Annotated in this window: 14 protein-coding genes and 1 pseudogene; 12 read left to right on the top strand and 3 right to left on the bottom strand. The window is 71.0% G+C overall.

Annotated elements, in window-relative coordinates; translation table 11 throughout:
• Positions 1-91: 91 nt before the first annotated feature.
• Positions 92-1510, bottom strand: coding sequence for an MFS transporter (locus NRF20_RS33185; protein ID WP_413753810.1), 1419 nt, complete (start codon positions 1508-1510; stop codon positions 92-94).
• A 337-nt stretch (positions 1511-1847) separates the two neighbouring features.
• On the opposite strand from NRF20_RS33185, the gene NRF20_RS33190 reads away from it, so the two are divergent.
• From NRF20_RS33190 to NRF20_RS33240, 11 genes are all read left to right on the top strand, one after another.
• The gene (locus NRF20_RS33190) at positions 1848-3341 is read left to right on the top strand and encodes an aldehyde dehydrogenase (RefSeq protein ID WP_398629564.1); all 1494 of its coding nucleotides are present in this window, start codon (positions 1848-1850) and stop codon (positions 3339-3341) included.
• Positions 3342-3370: 29 nt separating this feature from the next.
• Positions 3371-4363 carry a VOC family protein gene (locus tag NRF20_RS33195; RefSeq protein WP_413753811.1) on the top strand — a complete coding sequence of 331 codons (993 nt, stop codon included), beginning with the start codon at positions 3371-3373 and terminating at the stop codon, positions 4361-4363.
• Complete coding sequence (locus NRF20_RS33200; RefSeq protein ID WP_413753812.1) at positions 4360-5181, top strand: aspartate dehydrogenase domain-containing protein; 822 nt, start codon at positions 4360-4362, stop codon at positions 5179-5181. Before NRF20_RS33195 ends, NRF20_RS33200 begins: the two co-directional genes overlap by 4 nt.
• Complete coding sequence (locus tag NRF20_RS33205; RefSeq protein ID WP_398629561.1) at positions 5178-5978, top strand: alpha/beta fold hydrolase; 801 nt, start codon at positions 5178-5180, stop codon at positions 5976-5978. The genes NRF20_RS33200 and NRF20_RS33205 overlap by 4 nt, the downstream gene beginning before the upstream one ends.
• A 44-nt stretch (positions 5979-6022) precedes the next feature.
• The gene (locus NRF20_RS33210) at positions 6023-6544 is read left to right on the top strand and encodes a cupin domain-containing protein (protein ID WP_398629560.1); all 522 of its coding nucleotides are present in this window, start codon (positions 6023-6025) and stop codon (positions 6542-6544) included.
• On the top strand, positions 6544-7338 hold the full coding sequence (locus tag NRF20_RS33215) for an SDR family oxidoreductase (protein WP_398629559.1): 795 nt from the start codon (positions 6544-6546) through the stop codon (positions 7336-7338). Before NRF20_RS33210 ends, NRF20_RS33215 begins: the two co-directional genes overlap by 1 nt.
• A gap of 101 nt (positions 7339-7439) precedes the next feature.
• Positions 7440-8225: an SDR family oxidoreductase gene (locus NRF20_RS33220; protein WP_398629558.1), complete on the top strand. Its 786-nt coding sequence runs from the start codon at positions 7440-7442 to the stop codon at positions 8223-8225.
• A gap of 67 nt (positions 8226-8292) precedes the next feature.
• Positions 8293-9972 carry a thiamine pyrophosphate-binding protein gene (locus tag NRF20_RS33225; protein ID WP_398629557.1) on the top strand — a complete coding sequence of 560 codons (1680 nt, stop codon included), beginning with the start codon at positions 8293-8295 and terminating at the stop codon, positions 9970-9972.
• Positions 9969-10931: a PDR/VanB family oxidoreductase gene (locus tag NRF20_RS33230; protein ID WP_413753813.1), complete on the top strand. Its 963-nt coding sequence runs from the start codon at positions 9969-9971 to the stop codon at positions 10929-10931. Before NRF20_RS33225 ends, NRF20_RS33230 begins: the two co-directional genes overlap by 4 nt.
• A gap of 22 nt (positions 10932-10953) precedes the next feature.
• Positions 10954-11175 (top strand): recombinase-like helix-turn-helix domain-containing protein, encoded by a 222-nt coding sequence (locus tag NRF20_RS33235; RefSeq protein ID WP_266362133.1) that lies wholly within the window; start codon positions 10954-10956, stop codon positions 11173-11175.
• 7 nt (positions 11176-11182) lie between these two features.
• Positions 11183-12256 carry an aromatic ring-hydroxylating oxygenase subunit alpha gene (locus NRF20_RS33240; protein ID WP_266362135.1) on the top strand — a complete coding sequence of 358 codons (1074 nt, stop codon included), beginning with the start codon at positions 11183-11185 and terminating at the stop codon, positions 12254-12256.
• Between the two features lie 93 nt (positions 12257-12349).
• On the opposite strand, the gene NRF20_RS33245 is transcribed toward NRF20_RS33240, so the two are convergent.
• A complete protein-coding gene (locus tag NRF20_RS33245; protein ID WP_398629555.1) occupies positions 12350-12886 on the bottom strand; it encodes a MarR family winged helix-turn-helix transcriptional regulator in 537 nt (178 codons plus the stop codon).
• Between the two features lie 153 nt (positions 12887-13039).
• Between NRF20_RS33245 and pepN the strand changes: the two genes are divergently transcribed.
• Positions 13040-15544: an aminopeptidase N gene (gene pepN / locus NRF20_RS33250; protein WP_413753814.1), complete on the top strand. Its 2505-nt coding sequence runs from the start codon at positions 13040-13042 to the stop codon at positions 15542-15544.
• 6 nt (positions 15545-15550) lie between these two features.
• Here pepN and NRF20_RS33255 read toward each other — a convergent pair.
• A pseudogene (locus NRF20_RS33255) lies at positions 15551-17180 on the bottom strand (IS200/IS605 family accessory protein TnpB-related protein).
• Between the last annotated feature and the right edge of the window lie 402 nt (positions 17181-17582).

Here is a 17582-nt window from a genome sequence, read left to right on the forward strand (position 1 = left end):
CCATTGCATCCAGCTCGACCCGCATGTCGTCACGCCCGACGGCGAGTACCGGATGCTCCGCGGCGACCGGGAGTGACGGGGGGAGCGTCCCTCACGGCGAGATCTCCTCCAGCGGGCGGTTCGCCGTCTCCTCCGCGAACGCGCCCGCCACCACCGCGCCCACCAGTGCCACCGCCCCCAGCATCACGAACACCGGCGCGACGCCGTCCCCGGCCGCGTACACCGTGCCGACAAGGATCGGGCCCAGGATCACGCCCAGGCGGTTGACCGCGCCGCCCACGCTGCAGCCCAGGGCGCGCATCCTCGTCGGGTACAGCTCCGGTGTGTACAGGTACAGGCAGATGTTGGCGCCGAAGAAGCCGACCGCCGACAGGGAGGTCCAGATCAGGACCTGGGCGGGCGTGTGGGCTCCCAGCGCGGCGAGGGTGAGCAGGAGTGCCGCCGCGCCGCCCAGGAAGATCGCGATGATCTTGCGGCGGCCCAGGACGTCCACAGTGAGGGCAACCACGAGGCAGCCGAGCAGGCCCGCGACCGAGGTGACGGTGGAGTACAGCAGGGCGTCGGAGAGGGTGAGGCCGTACTCGTCCTCGTAGATGCTGGGCAGCCACGACGTGATGCCGTAATTCACGAAGTAACCGGTGAACCAGATCGCGCCGACGACGATTGTGCGGCGGCGGTAGCGGCCGGTGAACAGGCCGCGCATGCCTGAAGGGACGGGATTCGTCGACATCGAGGGGGCCGGAACGGTCTCGGGGGTGCCCAGGGGCGGCAACGGTTCGCCCGTCGCCGCCGATACCTTCGCCTCGATTCCGGCCATCACCGTCTCGGCCTCCGTCAACCGGCCCCGGTCCGCCAGCCAGCGCGGTGACTCGGGGACCTTGCGCTGGACGAGGAAGGCGAGCAGCCCGGGCACGGCGGCGATCGCGAACATCGCGCGCCAGCCGGCCGCCGGAACCACCCAGGCCGCGGCCAGGGCGCCGATCGTCAGACCGGCCGGGAAGACCAGTTCGTACAGCAGGACGAAGCGGCCACGCTTGAAGCTCCGGGTGATCTCACTGATGAATGCCGCCGCCACCGGCACCTCGCCGCCGATCGCCAGACCCTGCACGAAGCGCAGTGCCAGGAACGGGGTCGGTGAGGTGCACGCGGTGAGGGCCAGGCTGACCGCGCCCGAGGCGGCCACGCAGTACGTGATCACCCTGACCCGGCCGAACCGGTCGGCCAGACGGCCCGACAGCAGGGCGCCGATGAGCATGCCGACCGAGCCGACCGTGAGCACCGCCGTCGCGTCACCGGTGGTCAGGTGCCACTCCCGGCGGAGCTCCGGCAGGGCGTACGCGATCAGCAGCTGGTCGAAGGCCTCGAAGAAGGTGACCACGCCGACGATGAGCCGGACGGTGACATGCCAGCGGGAGAGCGGCAGCCGTTCGAAGCGGGCGGCGATGGACGCGCGGGTGGCCCGGGCCCGTGCGGCTTCGGGCGAGGCGTCCTGCGAGATGTCGGTGCTCATCCGGGGTTCCTCCTGCTCCGTGTGGGGGCGGAGCCGTTGGGGAGCCAGGCGTAGAAGAGTTCAGTGGGGTACGAGGGTGAGCCGAGCGTACGGGTGTGGGCGCCCGTGCGGGGCTCGTGAGCTTGTGAACTCGCCCACTGTTCTCCGTCGCCGTTCTCCGGCCACTGTTCTCTGTAAGTGCCTAGTTTCTTAGTGCTTAAGTTTTACCGGCTCGCCGGTGGTCGCCGTCAAGACCTCCAGGGCAAAGGAGATTTTGCCTGGGGGTCTTGCGGTCGATTACTTAAGCGCTTAGATTTTTAGCTCTGAGGTAACCGATTCGACAGCAGGAGGCCAACTGATGCTTGCCGACGAGGTGTTGGACGAGGCGTTGGTCGCGGGACAGTGGCGACAGGGCCGCGGTGCCCTCATCGAGACCGTCGACCCGGCCACAGGCCAGGTCATCGCCACCGTGCACGCCGCATCCCTCGCCGATGTCGAGGAGGCCGCCACCGCCGCCGCGCACGCCGCCCAGGACCCCGCCTGGCGCGAGCTGCCCGCCCACCTCCGAGCCAGGCTGCTCCACCGCATCGCCGACCTCGTCGAACAGGACGCCGACCGGCTCTGCGCACTCCAGACCGCCGACACCGGCAAGTGCCGCACCGAGACCCGCGCCCTCGTGCTCAGCGCGGCCGGCACCTTCCGCTACACCGCCGCCGCGCTGGAGACCGCCGAGGACGCGATCACCCCGTCCCGCGGCCCGTACGTCACGATGAGCGTCCATGAGCCGATCGGCGTCGTCGGCGCGATCACCCCCTGGAACTCGCCCATCGCCAGCGACGCCCAGAAGCTCGCCCCCGCACTCGCCGCGGGCAACGCAGTGCTCCTCAAGCCCGCCGAATGGACCCCGCTCGTAGCCCTCGCCCTGGGCCGTCTCGTCCACCGGGCCCTGACCGAAGCAGGTCTGCCGGCCGCGCTGCTCTCCGTGCTGCCGGGCCGTGGCAGCGTCATCGGCGACGCGATCGTCCGCCACCCGGCCGTCGGGAAGATCACCTTCACCGGGGGTACGAACACCGGGCGAACCCTCGCGCACGTCGCCGCCGACAAGCTGATCCCCGTGTCGCTGGAACTCGGCGGAAAGTCCCCGACGATCGTCCTGGAGGACGCCGACCTGGAGCAGGCCCTGGCGGGTGTCATGTACGGCGTCTTCTCGTCCAGCGGGCAGAGCTGCATCGCAGGTTCACGGCTCTTCGTCGCCCGTGCACGCTACGAGGAGTTCGTCGGCGAACTCGTCGCCCGTACCCAGAAGTTGCGCATAGGACCCGGCGCCGACCCGGACACCCAGGTCGCCCCGCTCGTCCACCACAAGCACCGCGACAGCGTCGCCGCGTACGTGGACCTGGCCCGCGAGGAGGGCGGCACCGTGCGATGCGGGGGAGCGGTACCCGACGGCGACCTCTACCGCGACGGCGCCTACTACCTCCCCACCGTCCTGGACGGCCTGCCCAACACCGCCCGCGTCTGCCAGGAGGAGATCTTCGGCCCGGTCGTCGTCGCCCTGCCCTTCGACGACGAGGACGACCTCGTCGCCCAGGCCAACGACAGCGTCTACGGACTCGCCTGCGGCATCTGGACCCGGGACCACGCCAGGGCCTGGCGGCTGGCCCGCCGGATCGACGCGGGAACCGTCTGGATCAACACGTACAAGCAGTTCAGCATCTCCACCCCGTTCGGCGGGCTGAAGGACAGCGGCATCGGCACCGAGAAGGGCCGCGATCTGATCCGCGGCTACCAGCGGCAGAAGTCCCTCTACTGGGGCACCGACACCACACCGCTGCCCTGGGCCTTCAACTGATTTCGCAGAGAGAGGAGTTGGGAAACGTCATGGCTTACGAGAACCTCCGCGCCCGCCCCACCGGGCAGCGTGAACCGATTGCCGTACAGCACCGACCGATCGCCCGGCTGCGCGCCCTGCGCTCCGTCGAGCTGCACACCCCCGCCTTCACCGAGTCGGCCGACTTCTACAGCGAGGTCTGGGGACTGGAACCCGTCGAACGGGAGACCGACGCCACCTGGCTGCGTGGCACCGGCGAGGAACACCACGTCCTCGCCCTCACCCGCGGTGAACGCAACGGCCTCGGCCGCATCACCTTCGCCGTCGCCACCCCTGCCGAGATCGACGAGGCCGCCCACCGGCTCCTCGCCCGCGGCATCGTCCCCGTCGCCGGCCCCGGCCCCCTCGACCAGGTCGGCGGCGGCTACGGGCTCCGCTTCACCGACCCCGAAGGCCGGCTCATCGAGCTCAGCGCCCAGACCCACGCCGTCGCCCCGCGCGGCCGCGACAGCGCCGTACCCGTCGGTGTCACCCACACCGTCCTCAACACCACCGACATCGACGCCGCCGTGGCCTTCTACACCGCGGTCCTCGGGCTGCGGGTCTCCGACTGGTCCGAGCACCAGATGGCCTTCCTGCGCTGCAACGCCGACCACCACTGCATCGCGTTCAACCAGGCCGAGTGGGCCTCCCTCAACCATGTCGCGTACGAGATGACGTCCGTCGACCACTTCATGCGCGGCCTGGGACGGCTCCGGCACCACGGCATCAACCCCCAGTGGGGGCCCGGCCGGCACGGTCCCGGCAACAACACCTTCTCGTACTTCACCGACCCCGCCGGACTCGTCTGCGAATACACCTCCGAGGTCGCCCAGATCGTCGAGGACGCCTGGATCGCCAAGGTCTGGCGGCGGGTCCCCGAACTCTCCGACCTGTGGGGGACCGCGGGACCGCCGTCGTCACAGATCCGCTGCCACATGGCCGGCGAACCCGACCCCGGGCCGCTGTCCCGCACCGACACCCCCGAACAGGTGACCTCATGACCACCGCCACATCCACCCTCTCGCCCCGCCCCGTACGCCGCATCGGCCTCGTCGGCTGGGGCGCCATCGGCCGGGTCGTCGGCACCGCACTCGCCGAAGGGCGCGTCCCCGGCGCCGAGTTGGCCTGCATCGTCGACAACCGGCCCCTCGTCGACGCCCCCGCACCCCAACTGTCGTTCGAGGACGCCCTCGCCGTCTGCGATCTGATCGTCGAAGCCGCAGGCCAGGCAGTGGTGCGCGAGTGGGCCGAGCGGGTCCTCGACAGCGGCGCCGACCTGCTGATCGCCTCCACCGGCGCGCTCGTCGACGCCGAACTCGTCGAGCGGCTGCGGACGGCCGGACCCGGCCGGGTCTACTTCACCGGCGGCGCCGTCGGCGGACTCGACCTCCTTCAGGCCGTACGGGGCCTGGGCGCCCTCACCTCCGTCACCCTGACCACCACCAAGCTGCCCGCCACTCTCCACCAGCCGTGGATGGACGACGAGTTGACCGAGCGGCTGCGGACCACCACCGAGCCGGTCGAGGTGATGCGCGGCACGGCCCGCGACGTCCCGGTGAAGTTCCCCAAGTCGACCAATGTCGCCGCGTCCGTCGCCCTCGCCACCGGCGACCCGGATCTCGTCCAGGTCGTCGTCGTGGCCGACCCCGCCGCCACCCTCACCCGGCATGTCATCGAGGCCGCGGGGCCGCACGGCACATACCGCTTCGAGGTCGCCCACCGGCCCGACGCGGCCAACCCCGCCACCAGCCAGGTCGTGCCGCACGCCGTGCTCCGCAGCCTCGGCGCCGTCGTCGGCCGGGCGGGACAGATCCTGTGACCGCCGCCCCGGCCGACGGGACCGTCCACACCGTGGAGGCCGGAGACCCGGACGCACCGCTGCTCCTGTGCCTGCACGGCATCGGCTCCTCGTCCGCCGCCTTCGCCCCGCAGCTCGCCGCACTCTCCGACCGGGTACGGGTCGTGGCCTGGGACGCCCCCGGCTACGCGGCCTCCGCCGACCCCGACCGCGCCCCCGGCCTCGACGGCTACGCCGACACCGCCGCCGCACTCATCCGCGAACGCGGCGGCCGAGCCCATGTCCTGGGCGTCTCCTGGGGCGGCGTCATCGCACTCCGCCTCGCCGCCCGCCACCCGGGCCTCGTCGACTCGCTGATCATCGCCGACTCCAGCCGCGGCTCGGGCACCCACCCCGACAAGGCCGAGGCCATGCGCGGCCGTTCGGCCCAGCTCGCCGCCGAGGGGCCGGACGCCTTCGCCGCCGCCCGCGGCCCGCGCCTGGTCTCCGGCGACGCGCCCGCCGCACTCGTCGAACAAATCGTGGCGACCATGGCCGCCTCCGTCCGTACGCCCGGATACGGGTACGCGGCCGAGGCGATGGCCGAGGCCGACCTCACCGACGACCTGCCGACGATCACCGCACCGGCCCTCGTCCTGTGCGGCGAGGAGGACACCGTCACCGGAACCGAGGAGTCGCAGGCCATCGCCGGCGCCCTCACCAGGTCCGTCTACGTGACCCTCTCCGGCGCCGGTCACCTCTCCAACCAGGAACGGCCCGAGGCATTCAACGCCTGGGTCCGCGCCCACCTCCACGTCGTCGCCCGCATCCCCGCGTGACGACGGCCCGCCCCCACCCGCAGCAACGATCCGAGGAGCATCCCGTGCCCATCGACAACACCCCCTACGAGACCGACGGCGACCTCGCGAAGTACACCGACTCGCTGATCGCCACGAAGGACTCCCGCGAGCCCGACTGGAACACCCTCTCCTTCCAGGCGAAGGCGGGCGACCAGTACAAGCGCGCACAGATCCGCTACGTCGGCTCCGGCGCCACCGGCAACCACGAGAACGACAACCGGATCCTCCCGTCCGGCGGCTTCACCTTCTCCAACATGCTGCTGCCGCCGGGCGCCGAGGGCCCCGAGCACACCCACCACGACGTGGAGGAAGCCTTCTTCGTCCTGGAGGGCCGGGTCAGGGTCGGCATCCACCGCGGCGCGGACGAGGTCGAGTACCGCACCCTCGGCTACCGCGACATGATCGTCGTGCCCGCCGGAGTGGCCCGCTCGCTGAAGAACGAGGGCGACACCGACGCCCTGTTCTGCGTGATCATCGGTACGCAGAAGCCGCAGGTCCCGACCTACCCCGAGCACTCCCCGATGCACGGCATCACCCGCGACTGATGGCCACCGACGACACCTCCCGTACGCCGGGCACCTCCCGTACGGCGGACGCCTCTCGCACGGTCGTCGTCACCGGCGCCGGCCGCGGCCTGGGACTGGCCGCGGCCCGCCGGATCGGCCGCGACGGCCACCGCGTCGTCATCGCCGAACTCGACGAGGCCACCGGCAGGCAGGCCGCCGACGAGCTCCGCGCCGAAGGCATCACCGCGGACTTCCATCCGCTCGACGTCGCCGACCCTGACTCCGTCGACGCCCTCGCCGCGACCCTCGCGGGCGACTCCACCCGGCTGTACGGACTGGTCAACAACGCCGGTCTGGCCAACGCGGTCGGCGGCAAACCGTTCCACGAGATCGACATCGAGGCATGGGACCGCATCATGACGGTCAACGCCCGTGGTCCATGGCTCGTCGCCCGAGCCCTCCTGCCGCTCATGGTGGCAGGCGGCAGCGGCCGGATCGTCAACCTCGCCTCGGACGCGGCCCTGTACGGATCGCCCCGACTCGCCCACTACATCGCCTCCAAGGGCGCCGTGATCTCCCTGACCCGGGCCATGGCACGCGAGACCGGCGACCTCGGCATCACCGTCAACGCGGTCGCCCCCGGGCTGACCGAGGGGGAGTCCTCCGTGGACATCCCCGCCGAACGGCACGAGCTGTACCGGCTGGGCCGGGCGATCTCCAGGCCGCAGCAGCCGGCGGACCTGGTCGGCCTGATCGCCTTCCTCGTCGGCGACGAGTCCGGCTACATCACCGGCCAGACCTTCGCCGTCAACGGCGGCTTCACGATGCACTGAAGCCTCCACGCACGGACGGACACGCCGCACCGGACACCCCTCGACCGACCCCGGTGCGGCCCCCGCCCGGGGGACACTCTCTTCGAACCAAGGAGTACGACATGGACCTCGGCCTCGCCGGTCGCAGCATCCTCGTCACCGGTGGCAGCTCCGGCGTCGGCCTCGCCACGGTCCGGATGCTGCTCGCCGAAGGCGCCCGCGTCGCCACCTGCGGCCGCCGCGCCGACGCCCTCACCGCAGCCCTCGACGGTCTCGCCGGACCGGACAGGCTGTACCACGCACCCTGCGACGTACGCGACGAAGCCGCCGTACGGGCGTTCACCGAAGCCGCAGCCGAACGATTCGGCGGCCTCGACGGACTCGTCAACAACGCCGGTGCCTCCCGGATGAAACCCTTCGCCGAGACCACCGCCGACGACTGGCGCGACGAACTGGAACTCAAGTTCTTCGGCGTCCTCAACCCCCTCCATGCCGCCCTGCCCCACCTGCGGAAATCCGGCAGCGCCTCCGTCGTCAACATCAACGCGGTCCTCGCCAAGCAGCCCGAGACCCGGCTGATGACGACCAGCGCGGCCCGCGCCGGCATCCTCAACCTCTCCACGTCCCTGTCGAAGGAACTCGCCCCCGACGGCATCCGCGTCAACTCCGTCTGCCTCGGCCTCGTCGACACCGGACAGTGGGAACGCCGGCACGCGGCCTCCGGCAGCCCCCTCGACTACGCCGCCTGGCAGGCCGAACTCGCCGCCGACCGAGGCATCGCACTCGGCCGCCTCGGCAACGCCGACGAAGTCGCCTACGCCGTAACGGCGTTGCTCTCGCCAAAGGCCTCGTACATCACCGGCACCACCGTCGACGTCTGCGGCGGCGTCAACCGGGCCGTCGCCTAGGACCTGTCCGACCTCGATCCGCCGGACAGACCCCAACCCACCGAACCCCCCTCAGGAGCGCAACGACATGACCCAACCCAACGGCGGCGACCTGCTCGTCGAGACGCTGCGCGGACTCGGCGTCGACACGGTGTTCGGCATCGTCAGCGTGCACAACCTGCCGCTCGTCGAAGCCGTCGACCGCGATCTGCGCTTCGTCCCCGTCCGCCACGAAGCCGCCGCCGTCAACGCGGCCGACGGCTACGCCCGCGCCACCGGCGGCCTCGGCTGCGCCCTGACCAGCACCGGTACGGGAGCGGGCAACGCGGCAGGCTCCCTCATCGAATCCCTCAGCTCCGGCACCCCCGTCCTCCACATCACCGGACAGATCGACAGCGAGTACCTCGGCTCCGGCCGCGGCTTCATCCACGAGACCAAGGACCAGCTCGGCATGCTCCGCGCGGTCTCCACCCATGCGGTCACCGTCACCGACGCCGCGAGCGCGGGCGACATCCTGCGCGACGCGGCCGCCCGCGCGCTGACCGCCCCGCACGGCCCGGTCAGCGTCGAATGGCCCATCGACCTGCAGTTCGCCCCCCAGCAGCTCACCGGCACCCCCGTGCGGACCGCACCTGCGCCCGCCCTGCCCGACCCGGAACTCCTCGACGAGGCCGCCGCGCTGCTGTCCGCCGCGCGCCGCCCCCTCGTCTGGGCGGGCGGCGGAGCCAACAGCGCCCGCCCCGAACTCGCCGCACTGCTCGACGCGCTGAACGCCGGACTGGTCACCTCCAACTCCGGCCGCGGCTCGGTCCCCGAGTCCGACGAGCGGGTCCTCGGCAACTACGCCACCGCCCCCGCGGGCCGCGCGCTGCTCGCCGAAGCCGACGTGCTGCTCTCCATCGGCACCCACTTCCGCTCCAACGAGACCGCCGACTACACCCTCGAACTCCCCCCGGTTCACATCCAGTTGGACCTGGACCCAGCCGCACCGGGCCGCGTCTACCCGGCCACCCGCGCCCTGCACGGCGACGCGGCGGCCGTCCTCGCCGCACTCCTGGGACGCGTGACGAGCGGTGGCACGGAGACGAGCTGGCCGGCCCGCGTACGCAAGGCCCGCAATGACGCCCGCAGCGCACAGCGCCACGCCATCGGACCGCAGGCCGCCATCAATGACGCCATCCGCGACGCCTGCCCGCCAACGTCCGTGATCGCCCGCGACGTCACCATCCCCTCCTCCACCTGGGGAAACCGGCTTCTGGAGATCAACGACCCGGCCACCAACGTCTTCCCGCGCGGCGGCGGCATCGGACAGGGCCTCGCCATGGGCATCGGTGCCGCACTCGGCCGACCGGACGTTCCCACCGTCGTCATCGCGGGCGACGGCGGCCTCGCCGTCCACCTCGGCGAACTCCTCACCCTCGCCCAGGAGAAGCCCGACCTCACCCTCCTCGTCTTCAACGACGGAGGCTACGGCGTCCTGCGCAACATGCAGGACAACCACTTCCCGCGCCGCTCCGGCGTCGACCTCACCACCCCCGACTTCGAGCAGCTCGCCGCCGCCGTCGGTCTCCCGTACGCCCGGATCGCCTCCGAAGCCGACGCGGGCCCCGTCATCAAGGGAGCCACCGCCTCCGAGGGGCCGGTCCTCGTCGAGATCGACCTCGCCGCACTCGGCCCGATGAACACCCCGTTCACCCCGCCCGTCAAGCTCCCCGCGACCGCCACCGCGACCCCGACCGCCACCGGACAGGGAGGCACCCCGCAATGACCAGCACCCAGGAAACCCGCCTCGACCTGCTCGTCCACCGGATGACATGGGAGGCCGACGGCGTCCTCGGCGTCGAACTCACCCACCCGGACGGCAGCCCGCTGCCTGCCTGGCAGCCCGGCGCCCACATCGACGTACACGTCGGCGGGCACATCAGGCAGTACTCCCTGTGCTCCGACCCGGCCGACACCACCCGCTGGCGCATCGGCATCCTCAGGGAACCCGCATCCCGCGGCGGCTCCGCCCACATCCACACCCAGCTGCGGCCCGGCCAGATCCTCCAGGTCCAGGGCCCCCGCAACCACTTCGAGCTGGACGCCGACCACGACGCCGAGGCGTACCTCTTCATCGCGGGAGGCATCGGCATCACCCCGATCCTCGCCATGGTCCGCGAGGCGACCCGCACCCGGACCCCCTGGCGGCTCGTCCACGGAGGCCGCAGCCGCACCTCGATGGCCTTCGGTGCGGAACTCGCCGCGCTGGCCGAACTCCCGGGCGGATCAGTCGAGTTCGTACCCCAGGACGAGCACGGACACATCGACCTCGACATCCTTCTCGGGGACGTCCCCGCAGGCACCCAGGTCTACTGCTGCGGACCCGAACCCCTGCTCGCCGCCGTCGAGGAACGCTGCCCCGCCGCCCGTACGGAACGCTTCGCCGCCCCCGCGGCACCACCGCGCGACGGCGAGGACACCGGCTTCGACGTCATCTGCTCCCGCACCGGGCGCACCGTCGAGGTCGGCCCCGACAGCTCCGTACTCGACGCACTGGAGGGCGCCGGGATCACCGTGCCGTCCTCCTGCCGCGACGGGATCTGCGGCACCTGCGAGACCAAGGTCCTCGAAGGCACCCCCGACCACCGGGACTTCCTGCTCTCCGAGGGCGAGAAGGCGGCGGGCACCTCGATGATGCTCTGCGTCTCCCGCTCCCGCACCCCGCGTCTCGTCCTCGATCTGTGAACCACCCCCGAAGGGAGCCGACATGACAACCCCGCAGTACCTCAACCCCCACCAGGCACGCAGCGCCGAGCCGACCCCGTACGAGAAGAAGCTCGCCGCAGTGATCGAGGAGGTCTTCGGCACCGGCACCCACGACCTGCCCGGCCTCGTCGCCGGACTCAACGCCCGAGACCTGCCCGCCCCCGACGGCAGCCCGTGGACCGAGGACACCTTCCGCAGCGAGATGCGACGACTGGGAGCGTGAGACAACCATGACCACCGACACCACCACCGTGACGCTCACCGACGAGGCCACCCGGCCCTCCGAAGTCGCCCGCCCCGGCAACCGCACCGCCGACCGGCTCTTCGCCACCGGCATCCGCAACCAGTGGTACGCCGTCTGCCCCTCCGACTTCGTCCCCGCCGGCGGCATGAAGCGGCTCACCCTCCTCGGCGAACAATGGCTGCTCTTCCGCCGCGCCGACGGCACCCTGCACATGCTGGAGGACCGCTGCCCCCACCGCGGCGCCCGCCTCTCCCTGGGCAAACACCTCGGCGACCGCATCGCCTGCTGGTACCACGGCGTCCAGGTCGACGGCACCGGCACCGTCACCGCCGTCCCCGGGCTGCCCGGCTGCAACCTCGAAGGCAAACAGCTCGTCGCCGCACCCCACGTCATCGAGACCGGCGGCGCGGTCCTCGCCTACTTCGGCGACGGCCGGCACCCCGAACCGGCGCCGCTCGAACTGCCCGAGCAGCTCACCGACCCCGGCACCACGGCGTTCCTCTGCTACGCAGAGTGGAACGTCAACTGGCGCTACGCCGTGGAGAACCTGCTCGACCCGATGCACGGGTCGTTCCTGCACCGCGACTCGCACAGCATGTCCGAGGGGCAGACCACCGCCCGCTTCCGCATCCGGGAGACCGAACGCGGCTTCTTCTTCGAGAAGACCGACCAGAGCGGCGTCAACTTCGACTGGGTCGAGCTCTGCCGCACCGGCGTCGACTGGGTCGACCTCACCATCCCGTACCCGCCCACCGCGGGCCCAGGAGGCCCGTTCGGCATCGTGGGCATGGCCACCCCCATCGACGAGGAGCGCTGCGCCGTCTTCTTCTGGCGCTACCGACGGGTGACCGACTGGCAGCGCGACACCTGGCGGTTCCTGTACAAGACCGTGCTGGAGGACCGGCACTGGGAGGTTCTCGAACAGGACCGCGTCATGCTGGAGGAGCTCCGTACCGATGCCGACCAGGCGGAGAATCTGTACCAGCACGATCTGGGTGTGGTCCGCGTACGCCGCATGTACCGCACGGAGGCGGAAGCGCAGGCCGGCGCGACGGGCTGAACCCGGGACGTCCTCGACCGCCGGACGGGCAGCACAGATGTCCTCCATCGCCGGACGGGCTCGATTTCCCGCCCGTCCGGCGATCAGGGACGACTACGCGTCCTCCTCCGCCGCCAGCACCGACCGCTCCAGCTTCTCCAGCAGCCGGGCCAACTGCCGGCACTCCGCGGGAGTCAGCCCCGCCAGCATCCGCCGCTCGTTGTCCAAGTGTTCCGCGAACAACTCGTCGATCGTCGACAGACCCTCGTCCGTGAGCCGTGAGTGCACCACCCGACGGTCCTGAGGATCACGCTCCCGCAGGATCAGCCCGTCCTTCTCCAGACGGTCGATCCGCAGCGTGACCCCCGCCGAACTGATCAAACCGGAATCGGCCAGCTCACCCGCCGTACGACGGAACGGCGCCCCCGCCCTGCGCAGCGCCGTCAGCACATCGAACCCGGCCATCGACAGGCCCTTGCGCTCCACCGGCCGGGAGATCGCCGCGCTGTACCGCAGGAAAGCCCGGTGCAGGCGGCCGAAAACCTCCAGCGGAGCCGTATCCAGATCCGGCCGCTCCCGCCGCCAGTCCTCGACGATCGACGCCACCGCGCCCTGCCGCGTCGCGGAAGCGGAAGCCGCGTTCTTCGCCATTCCGGGCACTCCTTGGTACAGGAACACAATGGGTAAGAATCTTAGCCCTGAAAGGCCCACCGATCCCTCCCGCCCAGCCCTCCCACCCAGCCTTCGATCAGCCCTGGGAGAACCCGCCTGCGCCCCGCCCGGGCCGTACGGCAGCATGGGTGCATGTCCGTACTGACGCGCGACGAAGCGCAGACCCGAGCCCAGTTCCTCGACGTACACCGGTACACGATCGACCTCGATCTGACCGGAGGGGAGGAGACCTTCGACTCCCGCACCGTCATCCAGTTCACCGCAGCCGCGGCCGGAGACACGTTCGTCGAGCTCAAGCCGGCCACCCTGCGCTCGATCAGCCTCGACGGACAGCCCCTCGACCCCGCCGACCTCACCGAGAACCGCTTCCCGCTCACCGCACTCACCGCCGGCACACACGAACTCCGCATCGACGCCGCCATGCGCTACTCCCGCACCGGCGAAGGCATGCACCGCTTCACCGACCCGACCGACGGCGAAACATACGTCTACACCCAGCTGTTCATGGAGGACGTCCAGCGCGTCTTCGCCGCGTTCGACCAGCCCGACCTCAAATCCGTCTTCGAGCTCACCGTCACCGCCCCCGAAGGCTGGACCGTCCTCGGCAACGGCATCGCCGAGCACCGCGGCGACGGCCGGTGGACCCTGGCGGCCACCCCGCTGATCTCCACCTACCTCGTCGCCGTCGCCGCAGGCCCCTGGCACTCCGTGACCACCGAACACGCCGGACTGCCCTTCGGCATCCACTGCCGCCGCTCGCTGGCCCCGTACCTCGACTCGGACGCCGACGAGATCCTCGACATCACCCGCGCCTGCTTCGACCGCTTCCACGAGAAGTTCGACGAGCCCTACCCCTTCGACTCCTACGACCAGGCATTCGTCCCCGAGTTCAACGCGGGCGCCATGGAGAACCCCGGACTCGTCACCTTCCGCGACGAGTTCATCTACCGCTCCGCCGTCACCGACACCGAGCGCCAGACCCGCGGCATGGTCATCGCCCACGAGATGGCCCACATGTGGTTCGGCGACCTCGTCACCCTCGCCTGGTGGGACGACATCTGGCTCAACGAGTCCTTCGCCGAGTACATGGGCTACCAGACCCTCGCCGAGGCCACCCGATTCACGGACACCTGGGTCGACTTCGGCGTCGCCCGCAAGGGCTGGGGATACGACGCCGACCAGCGCCCCTCCACCCACCCCGTCGCCCCCGACCCGGCAGCCGTCCCCGACACCGCGTCCGCGATGCTCAACTTCGACGGCATCTCCTACGCCAAGGGCGCATCCGCCCTGCGCCAACTCGTCGCCTGGCTCGGCGAAAAGGACTTCCTGGCCGGCATCAACACCCACTTCGCCCGCCACAAGTTCGCCAACGCCACCCTCGCCGACTTCATCGACAACCTCGCATCGGCCACCGACCGCGACGTCCACGCCTGGGCCGACGCCTGGCTGCGCACCACCGGAGTCGACACCCTCACCCCCCGGGTCGAGGAGTCCGACGGCACGTGGTCCCTCACCGTCGACCACGACGGCACCCGCCCCCACCGCATCGCCGTCGGCGCATACGACCACGCCCCGGACGCCCACCCCGGCCCCGACCGCCTCGTCCTGCGCGACCGGTTCGAGATCGACGTCCCCCAGAACGACACCGTCAAGGCGCTGTCCGGCCGACGCCCCGCCCTCGTCGTCCTCAACGACGGCGACCTCAGCTACGCCAAGATCCGCCTCGACACCAAGTCCTGGGACACCGTCGTACGCGACCTGTCCGGCATCCCCGACCCGCTGACCCGCGCCGTCGTCTGGAACACCGCCCGCGACATGGTCCGCGACGGCGAACTCGCCCCCACCACCTACCTCGAAGCGGCCCGCGCACACCTCCCGCACGAGACCGACCTCGCCCTCGCCCAAGGCGTACTCGCCTTCGCCGACACCCAGATCGCCGGCCGCTACCTCGCCCCCGACGACCGCCCCGCCGCCCTCGCCACCCTCACCGCCCTGTGCCGCGACCTCATCCGCCGCACCGAGGACGGCCACAACCCAGGCCTGCGCCTCGTCGCCGTACGCCACCTCATCAACGCCGCCACCCAGCCCGACACCATCCAGGACTGGCTCACCAACGGCACCGTCCCCGGCGGACCCGAACTCGACCCCGAGCTGCGCTGGCGCATCCTCACCCGCCTCGCCGTCCTCGGCGCCACCGACGAAACCGCCATCGCCGCCGAACTCGAACAGGACCCCAGCGCCACCGGCCAGGAAGGCGCCGCCCGCTGCCGGGCCGCCCTCCCCACCCCCGAGGCCAAAGCCACCGCCTGGCACGCCCTGTTCAACGACGACAGCCTCTCCAACTACCTCTTCACCGCCACCGCCCAGGGCTTCTGGCAGCCCGAACAGACCGGCCTCGTACAGGACTACGTGCCCCGCTACTACCCCGAGGCGACCCGGCTCGCCGCCCGCCGCGGCCCCGCCATCGCCGAAGCCGCCGGCCGCTACGCCTTCCCTGCGTACGCCGTCGACACCGACAGCCTCCACCTCGGCGAACAGGCCCTGAACGACACAGACCTCATCCCGGCCCTGCGCCGCAAGCTCATCGACCAGATCGACGACCTGCGCCGCGCCCTCGCCGTACGCGACACCCACTGACCGTTCCTAACCAGTGTGCGTAAGTGAGTCCTGGACCCACTGTTGCGTGCTGGGCGCATCCCGAACGGTTTTGGATGCACTGGGTTGCCGCGTTCGCTTCCCGCTCGGTGACGGCCCTCCGGGGAGCCGGTCCGTTGTGGGCGGGCGGGTTCCCTCACGTCCTCGGGTGCCTGGTCCGGCCTGGGCGGTCCGATGCCCCGCACGATCTCTCCGGTCGTGTGGGGGCGGTGCCGTCCGACGCCGGATCGGGTGTCCGAGGGTGCGTCGTCCGATCGCGATGCCGGCGGCATCATGACGGGACATTCTGCGGTGCGGGGTGGCCAGCGGTTTCTGCCAGTGCTGGGCACCCCAGAGGGAGGTGTAGGCGGGGTCGACCGCGACAATGCTCAGGCCCTGTTCGGCTGCCATCGACACCAGCCGGGCCTTGAGCTTCCCGGTCGGCATACCGGAGATGAGCTGCCGGAACCTCTTCTTGCGGCCGTGCTTCTCGCGGGTCTTCTCTGCGGTGAAGTCGAGGTCCTCGATGCCGATCGCGGCGACCCCGACGTGCTTGGCCCAGTTGATGAGGTGGGTCAGGGCGTGGCGGATCTGGGCGTCTCGGTGGCCGGCCGACCCGGACAGGTTGTAGAAGAACCGCCGGGGCCCGCCGATGGGGTTGCCGTGCCGGTCGAGGTGGTAGGCGGCGAAGTGGTCGGCGTTGGTGTCGACCCCGATCATGCCCCGGGTGCGGGCGGTCTCCAGCGGGATGGTCTGCACGACGGGGCGTTGCCAGGACGCGGTGAGGTACCAGCGTCCGCGGTATGTGTCGAGGTGGATGCGGTAGGCGACGGCCCGGTTCGCGGTGATGCGGTCGGCCCACTCCGCACCCCGGTGCGCGAACGCCACGGTCGAGGTGAGGGTGTACCGGCCGTGCCGGGTGTTCGCCAGGTGCGCGAGCGGGGCAGGCAGCCCGATGCTCACTTCGCCGTCCGGGGTGACGCGGATCGTCTCGTTCCCGAACCGCTTCCCCGACTCGCCGTCCGCGGCGATGAACCAGCGTTCCGCCTCCCACCGTTCCCGCCACTGTTCCTCGGTGAGCCGGGCCTGGGGGAGGTGGTGGCGGGTGTTCAGGAGACGTCTGCCGCCCCGGACCACCCGCACCCGTCCGGCCTGCCACTCGGCGACAGCAGCAGTGTGCCGGTCTTCCAGCGCCGCGAGACGGCGGGACTTACGGAACCACTCGCCCTTGGAGCGGTAGCCACCCGCCGCGCGCTTGGTGCCCTTCGACCCGAGCGGAAGGGACAGGCGGTGCCGCAACGTCCTGATCCCGGCTTCCAGCTTCCGGATATGCGCCGCCTGGCAACGGCGCGCGAGCGCCCACTGATCGTGCGTGGCCTTCGTGATTGCCCCCGCGATCCGCGACGACGACAGCGGCGTCAGGTCCCGCTTGCGCGACGCCCAGGTGTCCGCGCCGTGCTTCCAGACCCTCCGCACAACGGACCTTGAGATCACGGGAAGCCAGCGCACCCTGACGCTCCCCGACCGCACGCAGCACCCTCTCGTCCTCGGGGGTGAGGCGCTTGAGACGGTCCCTGACCGCCACCCCGCAAGGCCCGGGCACCACAAACGGCGCCGCCAACTCCCGCAAACCACCCACCACAACACCCCCGCCCCCATGCCGGACACCCGCCACCCAGCCCAACGAGCAACAGTCACCAAGGTCACCCATTCGACACCAGAACCCCCGTGCCCACCCCACATCCCACCACCAGGACTCACTCCCACACGCCACCAGTCACTTCGGCTCAGTAAACCGACAGCAGCTCACAACCCTCAGGGTCGGCACCACCCGCGTGCCCGGCGCCACTCTCCCACCACACAGGGAAGCGCCGGGCACACCCATATCCGGCGCCACACCCATACCACCGGAACCCCCTACAACGGCCCCCCCGCCCCTCCCACATCCCCCTTTCGAGTTCAGATCACCAAGCTCTGCGGCGGCGCCCCCGAAAACCCGGACAAGCTGGCATGTCCACCCATGCGCACCCGAAGGGCCCCG

Source organism: Streptomyces sp. R-74717 (assembly GCF_047305335.1).
Taxonomy (GTDB): domain Bacteria; phylum Actinomycetota; class Actinomycetes; order Streptomycetales; family Streptomycetaceae; genus Streptomyces; species Streptomyces atratus.

Bases quoted from the DNA above. Each gene is read 5' to 3' on its own strand.
- NRF20_RS33185 (WP_413753810.1), bottom strand. From the start codon at position 1,510: ATGAGCACCGACATCTCGCAGGACGCCTCGCCCGAAGCCGCACGGGCC.
- NRF20_RS33190 (WP_398629564.1), top strand. From the start codon at position 1,848: ATGCTTGCCGACGAGGTGTTGGACGAGGCGTTGGTCGCGGGACAGTGG.
- NRF20_RS33195 (WP_413753811.1), top strand. From the start codon at position 3,371: ATGGCTTACGAGAACCTCCGCGCCCGCCCCACCGGGCAGCGTGAACCG.
- NRF20_RS33200 (WP_413753812.1), top strand. From the start codon at position 4,360: ATGACCACCGCCACATCCACCCTCTCGCCCCGCCCCGTACGCCGCATC.
- NRF20_RS33215 (WP_398629559.1), top strand. From the start codon at position 6,544: ATGGCCACCGACGACACCTCCCGTACGCCGGGCACCTCCCGTACGGCG.
- NRF20_RS33220 (WP_398629558.1), top strand. From the start codon at position 7,440: ATGGACCTCGGCCTCGCCGGTCGCAGCATCCTCGTCACCGGTGGCAGC.
- NRF20_RS33225 (WP_398629557.1), top strand. From the start codon at position 8,293: ATGACCCAACCCAACGGCGGCGACCTGCTCGTCGAGACGCTGCGCGGA.
- NRF20_RS33230 (WP_413753813.1), top strand. From the start codon at position 9,969: ATGACCAGCACCCAGGAAACCCGCCTCGACCTGCTCGTCCACCGGATG.
- NRF20_RS33235 (WP_266362133.1), top strand. From the start codon at position 10,954: ATGACAACCCCGCAGTACCTCAACCCCCACCAGGCACGCAGCGCCGAG.
- NRF20_RS33240 (WP_266362135.1), top strand. From the start codon at position 11,183: ATGACCACCGACACCACCACCGTGACGCTCACCGACGAGGCCACCCGG.
- NRF20_RS33245 (WP_398629555.1), bottom strand. From the start codon at position 12,886: ATGGCGAAGAACGCGGCTTCCGCTTCCGCGACGCGGCAGGGCGCGGTG.
- pepN (WP_413753814.1), top strand. From the start codon at position 13,040: ATGTCCGTACTGACGCGCGACGAAGCGCAGACCCGAGCCCAGTTCCTC.